Origin of the sequence: Desulfosarcina alkanivorans, from assembly GCF_009688945.1 — a bacterium.
GTDB classification, from domain to species: Bacteria; Desulfobacterota; Desulfobacteria; order Desulfobacterales; family Desulfosarcinaceae; genus Desulfosarcina; species Desulfosarcina alkanivorans.
Genome location: NZ_AP021874.1, coordinates 6,044,036 through 6,065,514 on the forward strand (window position 1 = coordinate 6,044,036; position 21,479 = coordinate 6,065,514).

Sequence of the window (21,479 nt, forward strand, 5' to 3'; positions counted from 1 at the left end):
ATGGGTTTCCCAGTAGAATTTAATTGGGCTCTAAAGTTAAAAACTAAGCAAGGTTTAGTTGATAAAGATATCGAGGTTGGAGTTGAGTATAACTTCAAAAAAGATGAACATAGAATATATCCTCTCAACATGCCAATTGATTTGATAAATGGGAATTGGGAAACGATAGCCAAAGTTATCGTAACAGAGTTTTCCATCATAAATCAAAACACAATCGGAAAATATAAAATACTGCGAATATATTCTGAAGAAGAACAAAAATTTCTTACTAATTATTGGAGAGAAACAATACAGTTCATAAAAGGTGGCAAAATAGATGACTATTCAACATTCAGCGTCACATAAAAGTATAAAAAATATCACCTAACGAATAAGGATAGATCGTGAGAGCGAAGCGAACCACGATCTTATCCTGTAGTTGGACAAGCCCGCCGCAATTCAGGCAGTGTCTATAATATAGGCAAATATCTTTTTTCAAATGTTATGTTATGTGCTTCAGAGGATAAATAATGATCAGGGAAGCGACAAAAGAAGATTGCTTAAAATTAGCGGCATTGTCTATTCAAGTGTGAAACAGAAGATAGTTTTTATAAATTTTACGGTGCAAAGACATTAGCTGGAGTAAGTAATAAACTTTTTCTTTCACCGCGATTAAAAGATCAACCGGAAAATATTCAAAAATATTTAACTCATGAGTTGTCACATTTGCATTTATATCAACAGATAGGTCTACTCAAGCTTAGAAAGCTTCCATTTTGGTTTAAAGAAGGTTTTATTACGTTTGTTTCTGATGGAGGTGGCGCTGGAACAGTTTCTGAATTAGAAGCGACAGAATTAATCAAAAATGGTAATTACTTTGTACCTAATTTAGAGGATGGTTTATTCTCACAAAAAAGTGCATCACATTGGGGACTCAATCATCATATGATGTACAGGCAAAATATGATGTTTATATCTTTTCTTAGAACTGAAGATGAAAAAGGATTTCGTAGGTTTTTATTAATGATTCAGGATGGTGATGATTTTCAAAATGCATTTATCACTTCATTTGATAAGAGCTTAGACGATTTATGGCAAAAATTTTTATTAAACTATAAAGGCTAACAAAAACAATGAAGCGGGAGCTGGATAAGCGTCGGCTTTTTAATATCAGTCGTTTACTAATATATGTTGCTTCATTAAAATATTTTACAAGGGCTCCCTCCCCCTTATTGTTGGCGTTAAACGATATGAAATCTAAATTTAAATGGATAATTATTACTTTTAGCTCAATCTTTGCTCTTGTCATTATTGTTATTGCTTGTGGTTACTCCTACTTCTATATTGGTTTTCCACCGCGAAAAAATGGGATTGAACGTCTTAATTCAATTTCCCATTTTGGTTTATCAGATAGGAAGGTCTATTACGGTACAACTGGTGGTTTTGATGATTGGCAAGAATACTTCAAGTTTAATGCAACTAAAGAAGAAGTTAATAAGATTGTGCTTCAATTAAAAATGGGAAAAATGCAGAAACATTCCATTTCACATCCTTCTTATTACTGGTGGACAGCAAAGGATGAAAAAGGAGAGGAATATTACAAATATTTAGGCTTTAGTTATTACCTGCATTATAATCCCACTAAAAAAGAGATCCATTTTGCTGAAATTCATGAATAAATCGTTTAACAATTTGCTACAGGTGACAGCGTAAAAACCACGCTGCCCCTGAGCAACACGTTGGCCGGTCATGAGGAATGATAATAATTCAAAAAGCTGAAGAAATCGATTTAGAGGCGCTGCGGTTGTGCGCAATTTCAGCGTTTGTTGATGATGAGAGGTATAAGCCAGACTACGCAAAACCGGGAAGTCCTCCTGGAAATGACAAAATTCATTGTCACATGAACTGGTTGAGAAACCACGATTATTTCAAATGTGTGGTTCATGATAAGATTGCTGGTGGTTGCATCGTAAAAATACATCCAGATCATTATGAACTCTTTGGGATCTTTCTCAGCAGGATTTTTATCGGAAAAGGGATCGGCAGCAAGCTTTTACGGGGTGTGATGAATCTGTATCCAAATGAATCATTATGGGTACTTGAAACTCCAGATTATTCAATTCGAAACCATCATTTTTATGAACGAAACGGCTTTGTTTTGAACAAAAAGATAAAACCAGATCCAAATCTTGGATACGGATTCTTTTTATACAAAACATCGGCCATAGGGATAGGGAGTAGCCTCGCGGCTACCCCCTCCCACACCACCGGACATACGGGTCACGTATCCGGCGGTCCGGCTGGTCAGAACAGGAGCAGATAAAAAAAACATCAATCCTGCCGGGCTAGATACAAGCACAACGCTACCGGCATTTCAGCGGGAGCTGCAATATGCCGATAAGAATATGCTCTTTTAATAACCACGACCATTTACCCATACCATTCGGCTGGGCACCGTTCGGGCCTTCGTCGGGGTGAGTGAGGCCTCCGGGTATACTTCTCCCGCTTTCGGGAGGCCCGGCTCCTTTCCACCGGCTACTATGCCCTCTGCTGACTTCTGCCACGCGATCGCCTCCCCTTGCGGTTCGGTCAGTCCGTTTCCGGACATTGCGGCAGATCTCCCGGGGTGAACACGCATCTTTGCGCACACGAGCGCCGAGTATACCTATTTGGCCTATAATGGATAGAGGACTTTACCTTGTGTTGCAGGATCGTCCCACCAAACCCGCCTGACTCGGTTCTTGTTCATCGCCCCGTGCGCTCGCGGTACCCTGCCGTAGCAAGGCGGCCTCCTTCCCAGGCACCGTCACCGGCTACCCGGTTGCCATACCGCTATACCTCTGGCTGGGTTGGGGACTTGATGAGCCTTAAAACAAAGGTTATGCTCATCGCACCCTTCAGAATACGTGCCGTGCCCGGCACACAACATCTATATGGCCTCCGGTTGTCAAGGAAAAAACTTCTCCCATGGATCGGAATAATCAATTTCTAAGCGAACCTCTTCCGTCTCTTTTCTCGGATCCCTTGACAAGCAATTCGTTGGTTCCGGCTTGCGTCTTCGGTCGCGAGCGTCAGCGCGTTTGGATAACGCGTCTGCACCAAACATCTATCAGGATTGACTGATTTGCCAGATGGTTCTTTGACAATCAGCGTGCCACCTTAAGGCGGCTTCAGAATATATTTCGATTCCCTTATTCCGGCGCAGTCAAAGGTATCGGCTCGTCCGACGGGCGGACGTCCAGTTAGGGTGTCACTCGGATAAGGGGCAGAACACGATCACCACCGGTCAAGCTATCCGTATGCGTGGATGGAACCGAAAGGTGCCGCCAATCAAAGCATTGAGCTTCGGGCATCGGGTCCACTCTTTTTTCGCAGTCGGGCTGCATGTCTTAAATCGAGAGACTCAGATCCGCCCGTTTGATCTCAGTTATGCGATAAGTTGACACCTTCCGGTTCCACATCTATTGATCGAAGAATCGTTTCATGTTGAACGCCTCCTTGTTTTTGAGCATAAAGTAAATGGCCCGGCCCAGCTTGTGGGTGAAGATTCCCAGAGCCTTGCCTTTATTGTATTTGTGTTCCAGTTTGGAAACGAAATACTTTGCCTGGGATGAATCCCTGAGCATGAGGATCGCGGCTTCCTTGATCGCCCATTTGAGATGGTGGTTGCCGATCTTCTTGTTGCTGTGCCCGGCCCACTTGCCGTCGGACTCTTTTACCGGCCGGATCAGCCTGGCATAGGATGAGAAATCCTGTACCCTGGGAAACCGCCTGACATCATGGACCTCGTACAGGATTACCAGGGCCAGGATCTGCCCGACACCGGGGATTGAGCGCAGCAGATATAAAGTGTGGTAATCATGCTGGCGGGCGGTTTTTTCGATATGCCATTCAAGCTTTTTAAGAATCTGATTCATGGCATCGATCATGGCCAAGTCGACTTCGATGCTCTTTCTGACAGCCGGGTCTTCAAACCTTTCGGCGACACCGCCATGGTTGTATTTGCGTGACAATTTTTTCCTGAACGCCGGCAGGTTGTACTGGGTATTGGTGTTGTTAATATGGGCTACCAGTTCGCTGCATCGTCTCGACAGATACATGCGCCGGCGCAGCAGATCCCGTGTTGCCCGCCACTTGGCCGGATAGGGATAAGCGGTGGGAAAATTGCCGCCTTTGAGTAACATGGCGAGTTTGTAAGAATCGATTTTATCGTTTTTGGTTTTGCCGCCGTGGATGGCTTTCATGTATAATGCGTGTCCAAGGACGAAATCGATTTTGTGATCGGCGCACAGATCGGCCAGCCAGTACCAGCAGAAGACACATTCAACACCGACAACAACGTCTTCGATAAACGGGAACACCAGTTCGAAAAAGAGTTCCGGGTCGGTTTTGATATTCAGGTGAACAACAATTTTTCCTTTATGGTCGAGGATGCAGACATACATTTTCCTGGCATGCAGATCGACACCGCAGTAATACTTGTGCTGTCGGTTGTAAAATTTCATGATGTGCCTCCTTTTGCTTGGGTAAGTATTTGTTAGGGGTAACAAAAGTTTACCGTTGCAAGTGAAAGGGGGCAACCCATCATCATGTTTTCTGTTCGAGAATGGGGTATTAAAAAGCTCGTCGGAGAACAGGAAATATGATGATGGGTTTACACGACAGCCCCGTTTCTTTGGGAGGCCATAACTAGTATCATATGCATACACACCGACCTTTCCCGTCGTTCGTTCCTCACTCTGGGAATGGCGGGTGATGCCGGCGTTATACACATTAAAGGACTACATGATTTTTCAAATTTGAACTACAGGAGGTAGTTTGAAAAAAGCAAAAAATGTTAAACAAGAAGAAACAGTTGATCTCTTAAACAAATGTTGGATGACTCATGATGGAATGTGGTTTTTTCATTGTTTGCAAGAGTTTGGAATCGAGGCAACAAATAAGATTAATAAATCTGCAATAAAATCACTTTCAGCAATTGAAATAGCAAGAGTTAAAAAAACATTAGAATGCATGGAACCTGAAAAAAGCTTTGACACGTTTAAGTCATTTTTTAATGAAGCATCCAAATTAATGATTCCAAATTTTATGAATGTTATTTTTACATATCCTGATAAAGACAAAATGGCATGGGAATTCAAACAAGATAAATGCTTTGCGTATACAGGTATCAAAAGGATAGGGGTCATAGATAAGTACGAATGTGGAGTTTTATACAGAATTAAATGCTGGCTTGATGAACTTGGAATAAAAAATAGTTTCATACCTGAAATAGACAAATGCCATATGCACAGTAGTGGCAATTGTTCAGGAGAAATTCAGTTATATTTTAAAAATAATTAATTAAGCATAACAAAAGTTTACAGACCGGCCGCCATCGCGCTTTTGCAGGTGTATCGTTGGTCATTCTTGGTAAAATTAATCTTTAGCACACAATCCGTGTAGGCGGCGGCTGAAACTCGCGATAAGCTGGATGCTTCGCCATGGGCCTGAACGTGTCGCGCTGCGCGCTCCACTTATCAGGCCCATGGAGCCGACTGCGATTCTCGCGGCTCATCCGGCGACGTTAGCCATGAAAGAAGAAGGATATGTCCCCAACCATTGCAGCGCGTGAAGTATACCGAGTACCGTTCCGCTCATTTATTCCATTTCTGCTGATCTCGTTCGGTTTGGCCTGGGGTATCCTTGGTTTGTACATCTTTCTGTCGGAACGTATGGAAGCGGTGTTTGGTCAGCTCACCGGCAACCATCCACTCTTTTTCCTGGCGGTGTATGCTCCTGCAATCGCAGCGTTCGCTATTGTTACCAGTAGCGGTGGTCTCGCAGGCCTGCGGGGCTTCCTCGAAAGGGCTTTGCTCTGGCGCTGCAACGCAGCCTGGTATGCCTTTCAATGGCAATGAAAAGGGTACCAGAAATGGGAAAATACAAAGTTACCACCCTGGGGGCCGTTGAAGTTCCTTTTTCCCATCCCTGGCCACCGGCGCGGAAGATCCGGCGGTGGCGAAAGCGCTCTTTGAAAACGGGTGGCCCCGGACACACGCGCCAGTCGTTTCTGTTTGTGGGATCGGAAATAAAAATGGGCAAGACCTATGGTGGGGCCTTGCCCATAGAGGGGGCGAGAGATTCAGGGCAGCGCAATTAAAGCCAGTTCAAGTCTGTGGGGTATCCCCTCAGGTGGAGATTATATTGGCCGATATGTTTCAGACTTTAGAAATTAATTGGCTTTTGGCAACTGGGATCTGTTTTTTTATTTGGCAGGGGGAAATACGGGGGAATAAAAAAAGGGCTTAGCGGGTGATTTCGCTAAGCCCTTGATTTGTTTGGCTCCCCGGATCATCCACTCGTCGAACCAAATCATGCGCCGAGATAATCCTCTGTTATTATACATATAATAACAAGAAAAGGTCCTCCGTTCAGGCCAGAAACAAGCTAATTTTCCGGTCGATAAGGCCATCACACAGAGAGACTGGAAAAGATCCTTACTTCAAGGACAGGAACCAACCAATGCCGTCTTGAACGGCTTTCGGTTCGTCGAATATCTTAAGGACAATCCAGACGCCACATATGATGATTTGGCCGCAGATGCTGGGATCACGAAGGCACGCGTATACCAGATGATAGCCCTCTGTAACGCGCTATATGCTCTAACATTGATAACTCATGGACGTCTATTTTATGTTCCACATCGACAAGGGCTATTCCAACAGCAAATTACAAATGCGGTTTCAATTGTCATATTACTTCATTCTATATCATTTAAAAGCAATCAATTAGGATTGATTTTTTGGCTTTTTAATCTTCATCCTTTTCATTCTTTCAATCAATGTAGTCGGTTTTATACCGAGCAATTTGGCGGCACCAGTATCGGTGTAGATCTTCCAATTGCAATGCTTCAAAGCCCGGATCATATTGTCCCTTTCAAGCTCATACAAATCATCGGCAGAAAGAATGCCATCGACGTATAAATTTGATGAATCCTGTCTATCGGGAACAACCGGCACTCCTTCACCCTCCAATATAGTCCTAAAATTCAACTTCTTTGACCTTGAAAGAATCATTGCTCGTTCGATAGCATTTTCCAATTCGCGGACATTCCCCGGCCAGTCATATGCCTGGAGGTCTAGTACATTTGCCTTAGTCAACTGAGGCATGGGAAGATTCATTTCCCTGGAGAGCTTTTCAATGAAGTGGGATGCCAGCAGCGGTATATCGTCGATGCGATCTTTCAGCGGGGAAACATGGATTGGAAAGACATTCAAACGGTAAAAAAGGTCATCGCGAAAAGCTTTATTCTTGACTTCTTCCTTCAGTTTTTTATTGGTGGCGGCGATTACCCGTACATCGACCTTTCTAGTCCTTTCTTCCCCCAGGCGTTCGTATTCACCTTCTTGGAGTACCCGCAATAGTTTGGTTTGGAGAGACAGTGGAATTTCACCGACTTCATCCAAGAAGATGGTGCCGCCGTCCGCCGCTTCAAAGCGGCCAACCCTGTCCTTGACCGCTCCTGTGTATGCACCCTTAACATGGCCAAAAAACTCGCTTTCATAGAGTTCTTTAGGAATGGCAGCACAGTTGACCCTGATAAACGCATGCGCCTTTCGGTCGCTATTTTTATGAATTTCACGAGCCACTAACTCCTTTCCAGTTCCGGATTCGCCTTGTATCAGCACGCTTGACTTCGTTGGGGCCACCAGTTCTATCTGGGAAATGACGCTTTTTATGGAAAGGCTTTGGCCGATGATCGTCCCATAACGGTGGGTGTCGGCCAATTCCTGTTTGAGCAGGACGTTTTCGGCTTGCAATCGATCTTTCAGTGATCGGATCTCCGACGTTCGTTCAGCAACGATCGCCTCTAAACTGTCGCGATGTCTCTTCAGTTCCTCCTCGACCAGTTTTTGCTTCGAAATGTCCTCGACCATCCCAATGATCATCGTTTCATTTGAATGTGTTTCTTTGACGAGGATAACCGCCAGGCTGCCCCAGAACACCTGCCCAGATTTGCGGACATACTTTTTCTCCATTTTGTAGTGGTCTATTTCATTGGAAACGAGCTTTTTGAAAAGCTCAATATTGGGGCCCTGATCATCCGAATGGGTGAATTCGGAAAAATGCATGTTTTCAAGTTCGTTTTTTGGATACCCCATCATTTCGCACATTGCTCGGTTTGCAAGCACGATCTTTCCATCCATATCCGTCATGGCAGCACCAAAGGGGGCGTATTCAAAAACTTTGCGAAATTTGGACTCACTGTCTGATAGCCTAACTTCCGCCTTTTTTAATTTGGAGACTTGATCTTCAAGCTCATGGTTTGTCTTTTTCAACGCTTCAACATATTCACTGCACTGACCTTCAAGCAGCCGGCATTTAGCCTCCAGCGCTTTTATCCCACCCTTGGTTTGGGCCATAATCAGCTCTCCATGGAGATTGAAAGTTTAGAATCATATTCTTGAGAAAGATGTAGTCATCTTTCTGTGATTCTCAAGATATTGAGATTAAATATTTGGTGTTTAAATAAAAAAAACAAATAAAATCATATTTTAAAAAAATTTTTCGAGTATGGCATAAAAATTGGTGTAAAGATCTCCATCGGTATCAACGGCAGCTCTAATACACTGAATAACAAATATCGCAGGCAACAATCGTCAACGATATTTTGAAAAAATAAGGAGACGAAATCATGAACAAATACCTTGCCATATTGATCGCTTTGGCTAGTGCATTCATTTTTTCCTACGGATTCGCAAAAAAACAAGATGTGCAAAACCAAAACCAGCCTTTGAAGGAAGGATTTATCGAGCTGTCCTACAGCAATGGTTCGCCTTCGACATACGGTGTCAGCGGAATCAACGAGGTTTTGCGGGCAATCGGTGTCCGGGTGAGCACACTGCCGCTTCCTGATGAAGCCTCTCATTTACTGAAGGCGTCCCAGACCCGCGCATTGACCTCTTTGGAAGCCGACGAGCTGATTTCGATTTTCTCACTGGACCGAAACGACCTTTTGAACGAGATCGAAAATGCCGGGAGGGAGCCAGAGGTCGAAAACGGGGGAGTACCGACATCTGAAATCGGAGTGCCGCCTTACCCGAAGGTTTACGATATGAAGGCGTTAAGCCCAGAGGTAGAAATTTATCTTCAAGAAAAGTTCGGCAAACTGCACGTAAACAGCACCGACGAGGGTGTCGGGATCGACGAGGTGATGACGATTGTTTCCGGCGGGCCCTACACTTGGTTTTTTGTTTTGCCTGGCAATGTGGTCGGCAAGCTGACCTTCGGTCATGCCGGTGAGAGCGGTCATGCCTGGCGAATCAGCTATCCTGGATTGGTGCCTCACGGTGGTTATTTCGATGCGAAATATGGGCTGGTAGTAGCCTATGCGCATGGCCCCGAGCACTTTGTCATGCGCTACGAAGACCCCAGTGTGCAGGGTACGGAAACATTGGGCAAGAACCCCTGGATCGACTTTTCCCAGGAAACGCCCCAGCTTTTGAGCAAGAGATAACAATTACACAGGCCCTGCGACAAGCAGGGCCTGTGAACCATAGGGAGGACCAAATGATGAAAATAGCACATGCAAAGGCGGCTATGACCGCCCAAGGAAATAAAAACGGATACGTCCATGGATTGATGCTGCTAACGATTCTCCTGATCGCAAGCTCGTTTCCAGTGGCTGCGACCATCACCCATGCGCTGCCGCCAGCGGTAATGATGTTTGTCCGATTTTTGCTGGCTGCCCTCCTTTTCTCGCCATTCGTTCTGGTCAGAAATGGGATTTCGCTTCCATCACTGAGAAGTTCGATCAATTACATTGTCATCAGCATACCATTGGTCGTGTTTTTCTGGTGCATGTTCAAAAGCCTCAGATACACGAGCCTGTTGAACACGGGTGCCTTGTTTACGATGGTGCCGACAATTACGGCGGTTTTAGCAATTATCATCAACAAGGATACCATTACCAGAATTCGCGCTTTGGGAATTTTCATCGGTACGCTTGGTGCCGTCTGGATCGTGTTTCGGGGGGACTGGCAAGCGCTTATGAATCTGGACCTCAACTATGGGGATTTTGTCTTTATGATCGGCTGCCTGTTTCTTGGGCTTTACAATGCACTGATAAAGCGCTTGTACCGGAATGAGCCGATGGAGCTGATGACTTTCTGGGTGCTTTGCTGGGGCAGCTTGTGGTTCCTGGTGCTCTGCTGGCAGGATATGGCCTCCATCGACTGGGTCGGGGTTGAACTGAATGTGTATGCGGGCATCGCCTATCTTTCCCTGTTTACGACGCTCACGACCTTCTTTCTATTGCAGTTCTCCATTGTGCGGATTGGTGCGACCAAAGTGTCTGCCTACAATTTCCTGACGCCTGTTTTCGTCATTCTCTTAGGAATCATCCTGGGGATGGAACAGTTCATACCTATTACCTTACCAGGCATTTTATTGGTTGTCAGTGCGATGCTCTTAATTCAATGGGAAAAGGATAGCAAGCCAGCCCAAAGGAAGCAGTCGGTTTAATGATGGTGATTGAGCGGTTTAACTTAACAAGATGGCGAGCTTGTGGACGGCAGGCAGAAAGGTTCAAGAAAAATGAAGATTACGATATTCGGAAGAACGGGAAATGTTGGAAGCAGAATCGTTGAAGAGGCCGTTCTGCGTGGTCACGGCGTTATGGTCGTGGCAAGGAACGAAAGCCGATTTGACTCATTACCGGTAGCACGTCTAATCTGGAGGTGGTAAAGTCTCTTGGGGCAGATGCGGTAATTGATTATACGCAAAACGATTTTACCGCTAACGGGGGAAACTATGACACCATCTTCGACACGGTCGGTAAAAGCTCGTTTTCAGGCAATTTGAATTCATTGACGCCCAATGGAATCTATCTCAGATCACTCCATATCGCATTGTTGCCATTGTACGCGTTCACGGGATATTCCCGTATGAATCAAATCCAGGAAAGGTCAGGCATTATATTACGAAAGTAGGAAGCAATACATTCCACGAGAAATGGGAACGTGGGCTTTTCATTTAAACGGCAGGTCTCTTTCAGTGACAAGATCCGCTCGACCCACCGATTACCCTTTTCGCTTTGGGTTCCCAGACTGCGTTTTCGCCACAGCACACCAAAACGTAAGGCCCGCTCAGCGCGATTATTTGTAGGTTCGACGCCATGGTGATCGAGAAAGGTCCACAGACTGTCCATTTCCCGTACGATCTGACGGGCAAGTCTACCAGCATCGGTCTTGTCCTCCTCCCAAAGGGAGACGGTGAACAAGAAGAACGTATAAAAATCCGACCACTGTTTTGAGTCGGGAGGTTCTTTGGCAAACGATACCAGTTGCCTCAGCCAGGCGGCGACGATTTCTCCGAAGCGGCGAAGGTCGGGTTTCTTTCTTTCCGTCAGGGCATCGGCCTTGCGGATCAGGTGAGCCAGGCAGGTTTGGCGGTGCACCCATTTTTGGTATAGGCCGTATCCATCACTGACCAGAATGCCGTTCCAATCCTGGATTAAGTTTTCGAAGGCCTCCTTAGACCGGTGTGGGTCGATACGATAAAATGCCACCCGTTCATTTACCATGGCCCACAGCCAGTGCAGATCATTTTGCTTAAACCAGGATGTTTCGTCGATGTAGTTACACCAAAAGCGTCGGGCGATCTGGCCGATGCGTTCGTAGACTGGCAATAGCGCATTTGAGGTGCGGTCGACAATTTTCTGGATGGTTCCGGTGGCAATGGGAATGTCTAATACAGATTCGCACAACTTTTTGACATCGTTTCGGCTCATGCCCTTGATGCCGCTCAGTTCACCGATAAAGGCGGTAAAACGAGGACCGTAACCGGTGGACATCTCAGGTGGCAGCATGGCTTTGACCACGTTACCGCAGTTAGGGCAATCGCATTGCTGGAGAAGATAGTGATTGACTTGCATTTCGATTTCGGGAAGCTCAATATGTTGATGTACGTAAAACGTTTTCATCTTTTCCTGATCGAAAGCCGAATGCCCGCATGAGCAACGTTGCGGGGTCAACCAATAGCTCTCGGTCGGGTCCAGCACTTGCTGCTGGTGCGGCTTATGGCCTTTCTGACCGCCTTTAGCCTTTTTGCTCTTTTTTTGCTTTCTCTTCTTCCTCGCAAAAGGTGGATCGGAAGACGGTGGCTTGCTGGAGTTGTGAGAATTTTTCCGGGTCCGAACCTCGAGCTTCTCGAGCCGTTTTTCGTGGAGTGCAATCCGCTGTTCCATATCGAAAAGCGTCCGTTCCAGAGCCATGATGTAATGACGCACCGGCTCTGGCGTCAGTTGCCAATCGAGTTCCGAAAAAGGTCTTTTGAGTGCCATGAAAAGCACCCTATCATAGCCAAAAAGAAAAATCTAGATTTATTTTGAATTATTCCAGATGGTTAGGAGCCTTACTTTTGTGTATTGATTTCGGGGACTTGCGAAGCCAATCGGACCATCAAAGTACCCCGTGAATGCTTACTTGCCATTGATCCGTGGGCTTTGGGCTGGTGTGACAACCGACAAGAAGGTAATCGGCGGAACTGCAAATCAGAAAAAAGCAGACATGAACTTCCTCAAAGAGCTGATTGAAGCTGGTCAACTCAAAGCGGTTATCGATCGACAATATCCGTTTGAGCGTATTGCTGATGCCCACCGGTATGTTGAGAAAGGACATAAAAAAGGCAATGTGGTTCTGACCATGGGTGCATTGCCGAGATCAACCATAAATACAACATCGACATGAGATTCGACAGCGTGCCTTCCTGTGTGAACGGTTTGGCCCTACCCTTCCTGAACTGTGATCTGAGGCACTATCGAAGAGTTTGGAACGAAACCGAACGTCGAACACGGGAGTAAATTATGTCACGAGAAGCAGGCGAAACCATACGGTTATTTATCAAAGAAGGCTTCAACAAAGGTAATTTTTCAATTCTTGAGGAGGTTATCCATCCCGAGTACCGGTATAGCAGTTCCGAGGGGGAACTGGAGGGTATCGACCAGTTGAGGGATTTAATTCAAGGACTTCGCCATGGGTTTCCTGATCTTAATCTGAGTATCGATGATTTATTCGCAGCCGAGAACAAGGTATGCACCCGCTTCACACTGACCGGGACGCATCAAGGTGATTACATGGGTATTAGCGCTACTGAAACAGCCATAAAGGTAACCGGAGTTGTCATAAGCCGGATCACAGAAGGTAAAATAATAGAGGAATGGGAGATGCTGGATATGCTGGGTTTCTTCCAGCAACTTGGGTTGGTTACTGAATTGTCATAGCTGACAGCGACTGAATCGAACAAGACGGCAGGGGGAGCGCCTAACGGCGTTCACCGCCTCAAGAATGGTTTTGGGAGATATAGGTATTTGATATGAAGCCGATGCCGGAATTGTTTAAAAATCTGGCCTTATTTCGTATTTTTGCCGCCAGGCCAGCCGCGGAGTTCATTCGCCTGGAAACCGAAACGGAATTTAAGAGCAGAGAAGCCCAGCTGGGTGTCGTTTTCGAGTGTGCACTCGATGCCATTGCCGAACTCGATCAGGATTTTGGCGTCCTTCTGATGAATCCATCAGTGCGACAGCTGTTTGACGCAGGTCCAGTTTGATGAAGGGAGGATAGAAAATTGATTCAAAAACGATTAGCAGAAATTGTCCTTAGAACGCCAAATGCGTGAGCATATGGTAAAATTTTATCGTGATGTTGTCGGGTTTTCTGAATACAAAGACCTGGAGGCCGTAACTTTCCTAAAAATTTCCGATGATCTGAAAGGTCCCCCTCAAGTCATAGCCCTATTAGACAATCGAATTCCTTCCAATGGGCCTGGAGAACCTCGATTCGATGGCCACAGCGTCAATCAATCCCCTGTCCACCATATTGCCTTTTCATTGGCCAAACACGATTTTGAAATTGAGAAAAAGCGGTTTGTCGATCTTGGTCAGGAGATTCGCTCAGCAACGTAAATGCAGATGGGATGGCGTTCCTTTTATGTCTATGACCCCGTTGGCAATACCATCGAATTTGTTTGCCCGGATGAATCGCTGAACAACGGAAATTAAAGGGCGGCTTTTGAATTAGGAACTAATGGAGAGGTGGACATGGTATTGCATGAATTATTGTCCGAGTGGGAAGCGCATGGTCTTCAAAACGATGCCGATCAATCGGACAAACTAAAGAAATATCTGAACATTACTCGGGATACGGGAGAGTTCTTGTCCGTATTGGTCAAGGCGATAAAAGCCCGGACCATCCTCGAAATTGGCACTTCCAACGGTTATTCAACCCTCTGGCTGGCCTCATCCTTACTGGCGCGCGGTCAAGTTTACACCATCGAAAAAAATGAAGCCAAAGCGGCCGAAGCCAAGAGAAATTTCGAACGGGCAGGGCTGCTGTACAAAATCACACAGCTTGTCGGTGACGTCCGCAGTGAGTTGGCCAAGGTGCCGCAAAATGTTGATATGATCTTTTTGGATGCCGACAGGTCTTTGTACCTGTCCCTTGCAGAGAAGCTGTTTGACCTGCTTAATACCGGCGGCCTTCTGGTGTGTGATAACGCCGTGTCCCATGAAAGCGAGTTGACCGAATTCGTCGATTGGGTGAGACCTCACAAGCACTTGTCCGTTTCTTTGGTGCCGGTAGGAAAAGGAGAATTGCTGGTTTACAAAGGCAGTAAATAGGCTCAGGAGGTTATCTAGTGCCCATCCATAAATGGCCAATTTGTCCGATATCTGCGTTGCGCTCAAAATTTTATCCTCGGAATATCAGCCATATGCCTGCGGTAAAATTTTTCGCGCGCCTTGATCTCGACCCAATTTGCCTATTTCTGGATGAACACTAGTCTCAGGAAAAAGGGTTTCAGCGTTAACCAATGAAGAAGAGGAACTGTTGGGAAAAATCCATATTATGCCATTTCTGTTGCAGAACAAACTCATAGAACGTGGTGCTGTGCATATTTATGGTGAGCCCTGGAAAGAAAATGTTGTTGTTGATGGCCGTCTTATTACAGGACAAAATCCAGCATCGGCAAAAAAAGTTGCGGACATGATTATTCAACAATTAAATGCACAATAGACCGCTTGACAGCAAGGGGTCTGAATTTTTGCCCGTGCATTTTTTCATAGAGGGAAATATGGCAATTTAACGGTGATCAGCGAAAATCCTGGACCCTTTGAATCCTGATCGGGGATTGATCACCACAACCTTCAGGCGGAAGGGATAAAGTCCAGCTTCGATATATTGGAGCTGGTCTCCCTATTTAGCAGGTCTGGAAATATGGTGCCCGGCAGCCATATTGGAGAAGAATGCTGCAACCTCGTTCCATACCTTCGGTTGTCGAACGATGGAACGATGGCCAAACCCGCGTGTTAAGATCAATTTCGATGAGGTCCAACTACGATTGATGGACGCTGCATCGCCGAAAGGAACCTCTTGATCATCAATGTCGTGAATAATCAATCCATCATGTTGCAACCCCTTGAGCTTCTCCGCGATGTCTAAATTTTTTGCAGGAACGCCGACCGCCTCTTCCACTAAGCGGATAAACGTGGACGCACTCTTTGGCGGCAAGCCAATCAATTGAGCAAAGCGTTGCAGCACATTAATCATGGAGGAAGGGCTGGAGATCAATACGGTCTTCTCGTAATTCAATCCATTCGAGAGGTTGATTCCTACTGCGCTGCCTCCCATCGAGTGACCAAGAATACCGTTAAATGGGCCGATCTGTTGGTCGACGGTCTGGATGGCTTCCGCAAACATCAATGGCGTTGATTGCTTACCAAGCGAAAACCCATGAGCCGGTGCGTCGACAGCAACAACCTGAAAACCGTTGAGAACCAAGGGGTCGACAAATCCGGCCAACTGTGTCGCACGGCTCTCCCAACCATGCACAAGCAATATCTTCCGTTTGGACGTTCCCCATGTGATCGCGCTCAAACAGTCGTTTATCGCAAAACGCCTTCCTTGGGCTTCCTTCTCTTTTTCCCACATTCTAACTGGAAAACGTCGTGGTGTCAGGAAAAAATCCCTGGCCTTCTCTGCGGTTCGCAGAGGCAGAAGATGACCGAAAATTCGGTTTTTCATTTGAATCAGGTGGAGTAAGAGAGTCATGATATTTCCTCTTGGCGATGAGTTGCCGTATCCGGGACGATAAAATAAATCGCGATGGATTGGCTCAAAATGTCCAAACGCCCTCGTCGGTATGCTGTTTGTAGTATCGGACGCATTGCTGTTCTACTCGTTTGTACCTGCATAGAGATCAAACAAGAATTGTACCAATCGTTGAGAATACTTATAAGGCCTTATGATTACATATATTCTTTGATGCCGTGTCTCGACTAGACGGTCCATAGCATTTAATGAAATCAAAATTTCGTGGGAAAGCCATGAAATATCGTTGCAGTCTCATTCGTTGAAGGTTTCTTTTTTCATATAATATCAAGATATTGCAAATCTTCGTGGCCTGGCATGTAACTTGTAAATGTGCTGGTACGACACAAGCAAGTGCCGCATATAACAAATACACTGGAAAGGACCAGACCAATGACACGTATCAAGCCTGTTGAACCGTCCAAAGCTCAGGGGAAATCTCGTGAACTTTTGGAGACTGTAAAAAAGCAAATGGGATCCGTACCCAACATTTTTAAAGGCTTTGCTAATTCGCCGGCGGTGCTCGAATTTTATTTGGCCCAGAGCAAGGCACTGGCGGATGGCGATCTCGACCCGAAACTTCGGGAGACGATCGCGGTAACTTTGGCCAGCATCAACCAATGTGACTATTGCGTTTCTGCCCACACCTATCTTGGAAAGAAGGCGGGGATCGCCCCGTCTGAGCTGGCCGCCAATCTAGAGGGTCGATCAGAAGATGCAAAGACCGGTACTGCCTTGCGTTTTGCCAGAGCTGTTGCAGACACACGTGGCCGCATCGAGGATAATGACCTTAAGCGTGTCCGCGATGCCGGCTTTAGCGAAGGTGAAATCGTAGAGATTATCGCGCATGTAGGAATGAACCTGTTCACCAACTATTTTAACAACGTAGCGCGCACCGAGATCGATTTCCCGCACGTGGATACCGCACAGAGGGCATCGGCCGCATAGGCATGTCCAAGGGAAAGGGCATATATTTTTTCACGATCGGCGTGTGAAGTAACCGACTGTTTCTCCGGGCCGGCTCGGTGCCCTACCGTGCCGGCCCTTGATTCAGCTGAAACGTACAAAATGGTCACAGCTATCCGTTGACGGCTGGCTCGGCCTATCGGAAGGGAGGACATGCTATGGCACTAAATGTCACCATTCATTCGATGGCAGGTGAGCGCTATGCTCAAGTGATCGAGACTGGCCGGCATACGCTGGCTGCCGACCGGTCTAAAAAATTCGGCGGTTCCGACAGGGGCCCGGGTCCCTATTCTTTCCTGCTGGCCGCACTGGGTTCTTGAGCGGCGATCACACTTCGCATGTATGCGGAGCGAAAAAGGATCCCCTTGGAGGATGTCCGCATCCAACTCAGCCACCACCGAACGGACCCGGTGCAGTTCCCGGATGGAAAAACCGCATTGGGAAAGCTTGATGCCATTGATGGGTCTATCGAACTGATCGGCGACCTGGACGCCAATCAGCGCAGCCGGCTTTTGGAGATCGCCGGTCGCTGTTGGATGCATCGCACCTTGAGTGCCGGCGTGGCGATAGAATTTCATCTTCATAAGGAACCACCAGCAGGTTTACCTCGACAACCAATTGTTCAAGTCGTAGACACGGAGAGTATACCACAGTGAGACAACCGACCGGAAAGGAGATAGTCATGGCACAAGAAGTAGTCGTACGTTCGGTAATAGGTGAGCGTTTCACGCAAATCATTGAAACTGCCAAGCATCAATTCTTAGCAGATGAACCGGAGCCATTTGGCGGCTCTGATCGTGGGCCGGGGCCATATGATTACCTGCTTGCGGCACTTGGATCCTGAACTTCCATGACACTCCGCATGTATGCGGAGCGGAAAGGGTTCGAGCTGCATAGTGTTGAAGTCCGTCTCAGCCATAGCAGGATTCATGCAACAGATTGCGGAGACTGCGGGACGAAAAAAGGGATGCTCGATCAGATCAGCAGTGAGATCCATATGGAAGGAAATCTCGATGACGTTCAAAGGAAACGGCTCTTGGAAATCGCCACCCGTTGCCCGGTTCACCGCACCCTTTCTTCCGAAATCAAGATACGAACGTCCGAGGTATAGAGAACGTACCAGACTATTTCAGGACGCAGGCATGACCGGTACGGAGCCGCCGATACAGCAAAACTTTTCTTCGGCGTTCCTTTTTTGAGATCCAGCGAGGCGGACCTTTTGCCGGAATCATTTACGGACGAACAAAAAACTACCAGGAGGAAACCATGAATCTGGTATCGGTCAATGTAGGTATGCCCAAAACGGTGGAGCACTTGGGCCGCAAGGTGAGCACCGGGATCTTCAAATCGCCGGTGGACGGAAGGGTGATGGTGCGCAAGCTCAATGTGGATGGTGACGGCCAAGCCGACCTTACGGTCCATGGCGGCGTGTATAAGGCCGTGTATGCTTACGATCTCGAAAACATCCTCTATTGGCAACGGGTGCTGGACCGGGACGACATCGGTTTTGGGCACTTCGGCGAGAATTTCACCGTTGAGGAGATGCCGGACGATCGGATCCACATCGGCGACGTCTTCCGAGTCGGGAGTGCGCTGCTTGAGGTGACTCAACCTCGTGTGCCCTGTTTCAAAATGGAAATGAAGATGGATCTGCCGGGTTTTTCACGGCAGTTTATCACCAGCGGCCGCCTTGGTTTCTGTTTTCGGGTTTTGGAGGAGGGGGAAGTCGGTGCCGGCGACGAGATCGAGCTGATTACGACCGGGCCTGGGAAAATTACCGTGTGGGACTTTGCCCGCCTCTATTTTTTCGACTACGACAACCTCGAAAAAATCCGTCGGCTCATACGCATCCCCGCCGTTCCCCCGGATTGGGTCCGGGTTTTCGAAGAAATCCTGACCTCTTCCGGTGAAAAGCGACTAACACGCATGCCGCAATAAAGAGCATGGAAAGGGTTTCGGCACTTTATCGTGGATAAGAAGGTGCCGGAAAGCCAGACAATCACCTCTTTTTACCTGATTCCTGAAGACAGGCTGCCACTACCTGTTTACATGGTCGGCCAATTTTTGACGTTCCGGCTGACCACTCCCGGCCGACCCAAACCGATCATCCGCACCTACTCGCTATCGGAATGCCCCTGCCATGCCGAATACTACCGGATAACCATAAAAAAAGAACCGTCACACCAAGATTCGGACAATGTTTCCGGTTCCAACTACTTTCATGATGTCGTCGAGCCCGGCACCCGCCTGCAGGTGGCAGCCCCACGCGGCGACTTTTTTCTTGATCCCCAGAAGGAAAGCCCAATTGTTCTGCTCAGCGGCGGGGTGGGTCTGACGCCGATGATCAGCATGCTCAATGCCGTCGCCGACTCCGGTAAGAAAAGGCCGACCTGGTTTATCCATGGCACCCGCAACGGCGTCCATCACGCCATGTGCAAGCATATGCGCCAAGTTGCCGCAGGAAACGAGGACATCAAGGTACACATCCGCTACAGCCAGCCCCGTCCGGAAGATATCGAGGGGCGTGAGTATGACAGTGTCGGTCATGTGGACCTGGACCTTTTGAAAGCACTTTTACCCGGAACGGACATGGAGTTTTTTCTCTGCGGGCCTCCGCCTTTCATGAATGGCTTACTGAAGAGCCTGTGGGAATGGGGCGTACCGGAAACACGCATTCGCTTCGAGCTTTTTGGCCCTGCCACCCTTCTGCAAGAGGGCACTAGCGTCAGACGCCGCAAGAAGGAAACAACCTTCGAAGAAAAGGCTTATGAGGTCAAGTTTTCAGCGTCCGGAATTACCGCAAAATGGGATCCCGAGTACGAAAACCTGCTTGAATTTGCAGAAGATCAGGGCGTGTTTCCGGATTTTAGCTGCCGCTCCGGAATCTGTCACACGTGCCAATACAAAATTTCAAGAGGTGAAGTCGATTACAATTTCGAGCCTTTGGATCCACCCTATCCCGGCCAGGCGCTCCTCTGCTGCTCGCGTCCACGGTCAAACCTGGTGATCGATGTTTGAAACCCAGAGCCGTTATAGATCGCCGTATTTTTAATGAGAGATTTTCCAAGAAAATGCTTCCCCGGTATAAACTATTCCTCCTGTTATCGCTTGCGGGCTTTCTAATGGCATGGACATCAATTACTCGCCACCCGGACTTGGGCCATCTATACGACAGTCTGGCCCAAACGAAAGACCTCTACCGCAATCCGGTTATTGTCATGCCGGGACTGCTAGGCCCGCGGTTGGTGCAACAAACCTCAGGCCGCATTGTTTGGGGAGCATTCGGGCTCGGTCAGGTAGACCCCAATACACCAGAGGGCGCGAGGATGGTGGGGCTGCCCATGCGAAAAGGCAGTTCACTATCAGCTCTGCGAGACGACACGGTGTCCGAAGGTGCGCTGGACCGGTTCATCCATAATGCTCTTGGCGTTCCTGTAGAATTAAATGCCAACTACCATATTTTAAGAGTCTTGGGGGTTGGCGGCTACCGCGATCAGGGGCTTGCAGACGTGATCGACTACGGAGACCAGCACTTCACCTGCTTTCAGTTCGACTACGAATGGCGCAGGGACATCGTCGAAAGTGCCGTTCAGCTATATCGTTTTATCAGGGTAAAACAAGCCTATATCAAGCGGCCGGTTGCGAAGCGGTTTGCGGTAAAGATCGAACATGTCAAATTTGATATGGTAGCACATTCCATGGGCGGATTGGTGGCACGGTATTATATCCGATACGGCACCCAAGAACTCCCCCTGGATGGAAGCCTGCCGGAGTTAAACTGGAAGGGGCTCGAAATATCGAACGTCTGGTGATGATCGGCCCACCCAATGCTGGTCTGCTGGACTCGCTGCTGCATTTATCCGAAGGGATAAAACCGGTAACACGCATTCCAACTTACCCGGCCGCGATTGTCGGCACCATGCCGTCGGCATACCAACTGTTGCCTCCTACTCGTCACCAGCCGGTTTTGGACAGCAGCGGAAATCCCGTCAAGGATCTGTATGCTCCCGAGCTTTGGCGTCGAAATCATTGGGGTTTGGCCGACCCCCGGCAGGAAAAGGTCCTAAAAGAACTCTTGCCTGAGATCCAAGACGCCTGGAAACGACGCGAAATTGCGCTCGACCATCAAGCCAAATCTTTGCACCGGGCGAAACAATTTGCCGCCGCCATGGACCTACCGGCACGCTCGCCGGCAGGTATCCAATTATTTCTGGTGGCAGGGATTCGAACCCCACGAACAGGACCGCTCAATTCGACGCCGATGGGAAACTGTGGGTCATTGAGAAAGGTGCTGGTGACGGCTCGGTATTACGTAGCAGTTCCTTGCTTGATGAACGTCTATCATCGCAATCGAATCAGCGGCTGAAATCGCCGATCTTCTGGAACCAGGTGCTTTTTCTTTTTTCG

At 47.5% G+C, this 21,479-nt stretch carries 29 protein-coding genes; 25 read left to right on the forward strand and 4 right to left on the reverse strand.

Annotation, left to right across the window (positions count from 1 at the left end; genetic code table 11):
* The 4 genes from DSCA_RS26215 to DSCA_RS26230 all read left to right on the forward strand — a co-directional run bounded on the left by DSCA_RS26215 (position 1) and on the right by DSCA_RS26230 (position 2,302).
* On the forward strand, positions 1-345 hold the full coding sequence (locus DSCA_RS26215) for a DUF2584 family protein (RefSeq protein ID WP_155319257.1): 345 nt from the start codon (positions 1-3) through the stop codon (positions 343-345).
* Positions 346-705: 360 nt separating this feature from the next.
* Entirely contained in the window at positions 706-1,104 is a 399-nt protein-coding gene (locus DSCA_RS26220) for a hypothetical protein (RefSeq protein ID WP_155319258.1), read from the forward strand.
* Between the two features lie 8 nt (positions 1,105-1,112).
* Entirely contained in the window at positions 1,113-1,658 is a 546-nt protein-coding gene (locus DSCA_RS26225; RefSeq protein WP_155319259.1) for a hypothetical protein, read from the forward strand.
* A 77-nt stretch (positions 1,659-1,735) separates the two neighbouring features.
* Positions 1,736-2,302, forward strand: a complete 567-nt coding sequence (locus DSCA_RS26230) for a GNAT family N-acetyltransferase (protein WP_155319260.1) — start codon at positions 1,736-1,738, stop codon at positions 2,300-2,302.
* 1,138 nt (positions 2,303-3,440) lie between these two features.
* On the opposite strand, the gene DSCA_RS26235 is transcribed toward DSCA_RS26230, so the two are convergent.
* Positions 3,441-4,484 (reverse strand): IS110 family RNA-guided transposase, encoded by a 1,044-nt coding sequence (locus DSCA_RS26235; RefSeq protein ID WP_155314958.1) that lies wholly within the window; start codon positions 4,482-4,484, stop codon positions 3,441-3,443.
* A gap of 313 nt (positions 4,485-4,797) precedes the next feature.
* Here DSCA_RS26235 and DSCA_RS26240 point away from each other — a divergent pair, with 313 nt between their 5' ends.
* The 3 genes from DSCA_RS26240 (at position 4,798) to DSCA_RS26250 (ending at position 6,121) form a co-directional block, all read left to right on the forward strand.
* Complete coding sequence (locus DSCA_RS26240) at positions 4,798-5,322, forward strand: DUF6125 family protein (protein WP_155319261.1); 525 nt, start codon at positions 4,798-4,800, stop codon at positions 5,320-5,322.
* Between the two features lie 245 nt (positions 5,323-5,567).
* Positions 5,568-5,879, forward strand: a complete 312-nt coding sequence (locus DSCA_RS26245; protein ID WP_174784000.1) for a hypothetical protein — start codon at positions 5,568-5,570, stop codon at positions 5,877-5,879.
* Between the two features lie 14 nt (positions 5,880-5,893).
* Positions 5,894-6,121 (forward strand): hypothetical protein, encoded by a 228-nt coding sequence (locus DSCA_RS26250; protein ID WP_155319262.1) that lies wholly within the window; start codon positions 5,894-5,896, stop codon positions 6,119-6,121.
* Positions 6,122-6,749: 628 nt separating this feature from the next.
* Here the strand turns inward: DSCA_RS26250 and DSCA_RS26255 are convergent.
* Entirely contained in the window at positions 6,750-8,384 is a 1,635-nt protein-coding gene (locus DSCA_RS26255; RefSeq protein ID WP_155319263.1) for a sigma-54 interaction domain-containing protein, read from the reverse strand.
* Positions 8,385-8,656: 272 nt separating this feature from the next.
* Here DSCA_RS26255 and DSCA_RS26260 point away from each other — a divergent pair, with 272 nt between their 5' ends.
* From DSCA_RS26260 to DSCA_RS33355, 3 genes are all read left to right on the forward strand, one after another.
* Positions 8,657-9,478: a hypothetical protein gene (locus DSCA_RS26260; RefSeq protein WP_155319264.1), complete on the forward strand. Its 822-nt coding sequence runs from the start codon at positions 8,657-8,659 to the stop codon at positions 9,476-9,478.
* Positions 9,479-9,531: 53 nt separating this feature from the next.
* Complete coding sequence (locus DSCA_RS26265) at positions 9,532-10,485, forward strand: DMT family transporter (RefSeq protein ID WP_155319265.1); 954 nt, start codon at positions 9,532-9,534, stop codon at positions 10,483-10,485.
* Between the two features lie 215 nt (positions 10,486-10,700).
* Entirely contained in the window at positions 10,701-10,952 is a 252-nt protein-coding gene (locus DSCA_RS33355; protein ID WP_197904667.1) for a zinc-binding dehydrogenase, read from the forward strand.
* Here DSCA_RS33355 and tnpC read toward each other — a convergent pair.
* Entirely contained in the window at positions 10,913-12,304 is a 1,392-nt protein-coding gene (gene tnpC, locus DSCA_RS26275) for an IS66 family transposase (protein ID WP_155314961.1), read from the reverse strand. The two genes, DSCA_RS33355 and tnpC, sit on opposite strands and share 40 nt — an antisense overlap.
* A gap of 130 nt (positions 12,305-12,434) precedes the next feature.
* Here tnpC and DSCA_RS26280 point away from each other — a divergent pair, with 130 nt between their 5' ends.
* The 6 genes from DSCA_RS26280 (at position 12,435) to DSCA_RS26305 (ending at position 15,032) form a co-directional block, all read left to right on the forward strand.
* Positions 12,435-12,710, forward strand: coding sequence for a zinc-binding dehydrogenase (locus DSCA_RS26280; protein WP_197904668.1), 276 nt, complete (start codon positions 12,435-12,437; stop codon positions 12,708-12,710).
* Between the two features lie 116 nt (positions 12,711-12,826).
* Complete coding sequence (locus DSCA_RS26285; RefSeq protein WP_155319267.1) at positions 12,827-13,243, forward strand: ester cyclase; 417 nt, start codon at positions 12,827-12,829, stop codon at positions 13,241-13,243.
* A 92-nt stretch (positions 13,244-13,335) separates the two neighbouring features.
* Positions 13,336-13,569, forward strand: coding sequence for a hypothetical protein (locus DSCA_RS26290; protein ID WP_155319268.1), 234 nt, complete (start codon positions 13,336-13,338; stop codon positions 13,567-13,569).
* Between the two features lie 61 nt (positions 13,570-13,630).
* Positions 13,631-13,924 carry a hypothetical protein gene (locus DSCA_RS26295; RefSeq protein ID WP_155319269.1) on the forward strand — a complete coding sequence of 98 codons (294 nt, stop codon included), beginning with the start codon at positions 13,631-13,633 and terminating at the stop codon, positions 13,922-13,924.
* Positions 13,925-14,059: 135 nt separating this feature from the next.
* Complete coding sequence (locus tag DSCA_RS26300) at positions 14,060-14,638, forward strand: O-methyltransferase (protein WP_155319270.1); 579 nt, start codon at positions 14,060-14,062, stop codon at positions 14,636-14,638.
* A 208-nt stretch (positions 14,639-14,846) separates the two neighbouring features.
* Positions 14,847-15,032 carry a type 1 glutamine amidotransferase family protein gene (locus DSCA_RS26305; RefSeq protein WP_155319271.1) on the forward strand — a complete coding sequence of 62 codons (186 nt, stop codon included), beginning with the start codon at positions 14,847-14,849 and terminating at the stop codon, positions 15,030-15,032.
* 180 nt (positions 15,033-15,212) lie between these two features.
* On the opposite strand, the gene DSCA_RS26310 is transcribed toward DSCA_RS26305, so the two are convergent.
* A complete protein-coding gene (locus tag DSCA_RS26310; RefSeq protein ID WP_155319272.1) occupies positions 15,213-16,067 on the reverse strand; it encodes an alpha/beta fold hydrolase in 855 nt (284 codons plus the stop codon).
* A 432-nt stretch (positions 16,068-16,499) separates the two neighbouring features.
* Here DSCA_RS26310 and DSCA_RS26315 point away from each other — a divergent pair, with 432 nt between their 5' ends.
* From DSCA_RS26315 to DSCA_RS26350, 9 genes are all read left to right on the forward strand, one after another.
* Complete coding sequence (locus DSCA_RS26315; RefSeq protein ID WP_155319273.1) at positions 16,500-17,054, forward strand: carboxymuconolactone decarboxylase family protein; 555 nt, start codon at positions 16,500-16,502, stop codon at positions 17,052-17,054.
* Positions 17,055-17,230: 176 nt separating this feature from the next.
* On the forward strand, positions 17,231-17,392 hold the full coding sequence (locus DSCA_RS33360; protein ID WP_155319274.1) for an OsmC family protein: 162 nt from the start codon (positions 17,231-17,233) through the stop codon (positions 17,390-17,392).
* Positions 17,393-17,410: 18 nt separating this feature from the next.
* Positions 17,411-17,728: an OsmC family protein gene (locus DSCA_RS33365; protein WP_155319275.1), complete on the forward strand. Its 318-nt coding sequence runs from the start codon at positions 17,411-17,413 to the stop codon at positions 17,726-17,728.
* A 26-nt stretch (positions 17,729-17,754) separates the two neighbouring features.
* Positions 17,755-17,916, forward strand: a complete 162-nt coding sequence (locus DSCA_RS32325; RefSeq protein WP_197904669.1) for an OsmC family protein — start codon at positions 17,755-17,757, stop codon at positions 17,914-17,916.
* A 6-nt stretch (positions 17,917-17,922) separates the two neighbouring features.
* Complete coding sequence (locus DSCA_RS33370) at positions 17,923-18,183, forward strand: OsmC family protein (RefSeq protein WP_197904670.1); 261 nt, start codon at positions 17,923-17,925, stop codon at positions 18,181-18,183.
* 155 nt (positions 18,184-18,338) lie between these two features.
* Positions 18,339-19,010, forward strand: a complete 672-nt coding sequence (locus DSCA_RS26335) for an MOSC domain-containing protein (RefSeq protein WP_155319276.1) — start codon at positions 18,339-18,341, stop codon at positions 19,008-19,010.
* A gap of 30 nt (positions 19,011-19,040) precedes the next feature.
* Positions 19,041-20,090 carry a 2Fe-2S iron-sulfur cluster-binding protein gene (locus tag DSCA_RS26340; protein ID WP_155319277.1) on the forward strand — a complete coding sequence of 350 codons (1,050 nt, stop codon included), beginning with the start codon at positions 19,041-19,043 and terminating at the stop codon, positions 20,088-20,090.
* On the forward strand, positions 20,087-20,884 hold the full coding sequence (locus tag DSCA_RS26345) for an esterase/lipase family protein (RefSeq protein ID WP_155319278.1): 798 nt from the start codon (positions 20,087-20,089) through the stop codon (positions 20,882-20,884). The genes DSCA_RS26340 and DSCA_RS26345 overlap by 4 nt, the downstream gene beginning before the upstream one ends.
* Entirely contained in the window at positions 20,884-21,438 is a 555-nt protein-coding gene (locus tag DSCA_RS26350) for a hypothetical protein (protein WP_155319279.1), read from the forward strand. The genes DSCA_RS26345 and DSCA_RS26350 overlap by 1 nt, the downstream gene beginning before the upstream one ends.
* The last annotated feature ends 41 nt before the right edge of the window (positions 21,439-21,479 follow it).

What these genes read in the sequence shown, in the direction of transcription:
- DSCA_RS26215 (WP_155319257.1), top strand. Translation starts at nt 1, where the DNA reads ATGGGTTTCCCAGTAGAATTTAATTGGGCTCTAAAGTTAAAAACTAAG.
- DSCA_RS26225 (WP_155319259.1), top strand. Translation starts at nt 1,113, where the DNA reads ATGAAGCGGGAGCTGGATAAGCGTCGGCTTTTTAATATCAGTCGTTTA.
- DSCA_RS26230 (WP_155319260.1), top strand. Translation starts at nt 1,736, where the DNA reads ATGATAATAATTCAAAAAGCTGAAGAAATCGATTTAGAGGCGCTGCGG.
- DSCA_RS26235 (WP_155314958.1), bottom strand. Translation starts at nt 4,484, where the DNA reads ATGAAATTTTACAACCGACAGCACAAGTATTACTGCGGTGTCGATCTG.
- DSCA_RS26245 (WP_174784000.1), top strand. Translation starts at nt 5,568, where the DNA reads ATGTCCCCAACCATTGCAGCGCGTGAAGTATACCGAGTACCGTTCCGC.
- DSCA_RS26250 (WP_155319262.1), top strand. Translation starts at nt 5,894, where the DNA reads ATGGGAAAATACAAAGTTACCACCCTGGGGGCCGTTGAAGTTCCTTTT.
- DSCA_RS26255 (WP_155319263.1), bottom strand. Translation starts at nt 8,384, where the DNA reads ATGGCCCAAACCAAGGGTGGGATAAAAGCGCTGGAGGCTAAATGCCGG.
- DSCA_RS26260 (WP_155319264.1), top strand. Translation starts at nt 8,657, where the DNA reads ATGAACAAATACCTTGCCATATTGATCGCTTTGGCTAGTGCATTCATT.
- DSCA_RS26265 (WP_155319265.1), top strand. Translation starts at nt 9,532, where the DNA reads ATGATGAAAATAGCACATGCAAAGGCGGCTATGACCGCCCAAGGAAAT.
- tnpC (WP_155314961.1), bottom strand. Translation starts at nt 12,304, where the DNA reads ATGGCACTCAAAAGACCTTTTTCGGAACTCGATTGGCAACTGACGCCA.
- DSCA_RS26285 (WP_155319267.1), top strand. Translation starts at nt 12,827, where the DNA reads ATGTCACGAGAAGCAGGCGAAACCATACGGTTATTTATCAAAGAAGGC.
- DSCA_RS26290 (WP_155319268.1), top strand. Translation starts at nt 13,336, where the DNA reads ATGAAGCCGATGCCGGAATTGTTTAAAAATCTGGCCTTATTTCGTATT.
- DSCA_RS26295 (WP_155319269.1), top strand. Translation starts at nt 13,631, where the DNA reads ATGCGTGAGCATATGGTAAAATTTTATCGTGATGTTGTCGGGTTTTCT.
- DSCA_RS26300 (WP_155319270.1), top strand. Translation starts at nt 14,060, where the DNA reads ATGGTATTGCATGAATTATTGTCCGAGTGGGAAGCGCATGGTCTTCAA.
- DSCA_RS26310 (WP_155319272.1), bottom strand. Translation starts at nt 16,067, where the DNA reads ATGACTCTCTTACTCCACCTGATTCAAATGAAAAACCGAATTTTCGGT.
- DSCA_RS26315 (WP_155319273.1), top strand. Translation starts at nt 16,500, where the DNA reads ATGACACGTATCAAGCCTGTTGAACCGTCCAAAGCTCAGGGGAAATCT.
- DSCA_RS33360 (WP_155319274.1), top strand. Translation starts at nt 17,231, where the DNA reads ATGGCACTAAATGTCACCATTCATTCGATGGCAGGTGAGCGCTATGCT.
- DSCA_RS33365 (WP_155319275.1), top strand. Translation starts at nt 17,411, where the DNA reads ATGTATGCGGAGCGAAAAAGGATCCCCTTGGAGGATGTCCGCATCCAA.
- DSCA_RS32325 (WP_197904669.1), top strand. Translation starts at nt 17,755, where the DNA reads ATGGCACAAGAAGTAGTCGTACGTTCGGTAATAGGTGAGCGTTTCACG.
- DSCA_RS33370 (WP_197904670.1), top strand. Translation starts at nt 17,923, where the DNA reads ATGACACTCCGCATGTATGCGGAGCGGAAAGGGTTCGAGCTGCATAGT.
- DSCA_RS26335 (WP_155319276.1), top strand. Translation starts at nt 18,339, where the DNA reads ATGAATCTGGTATCGGTCAATGTAGGTATGCCCAAAACGGTGGAGCAC.
- DSCA_RS26350 (WP_155319279.1), top strand. Translation starts at nt 20,884, where the DNA reads ATGATCGGCCCACCCAATGCTGGTCTGCTGGACTCGCTGCTGCATTTA.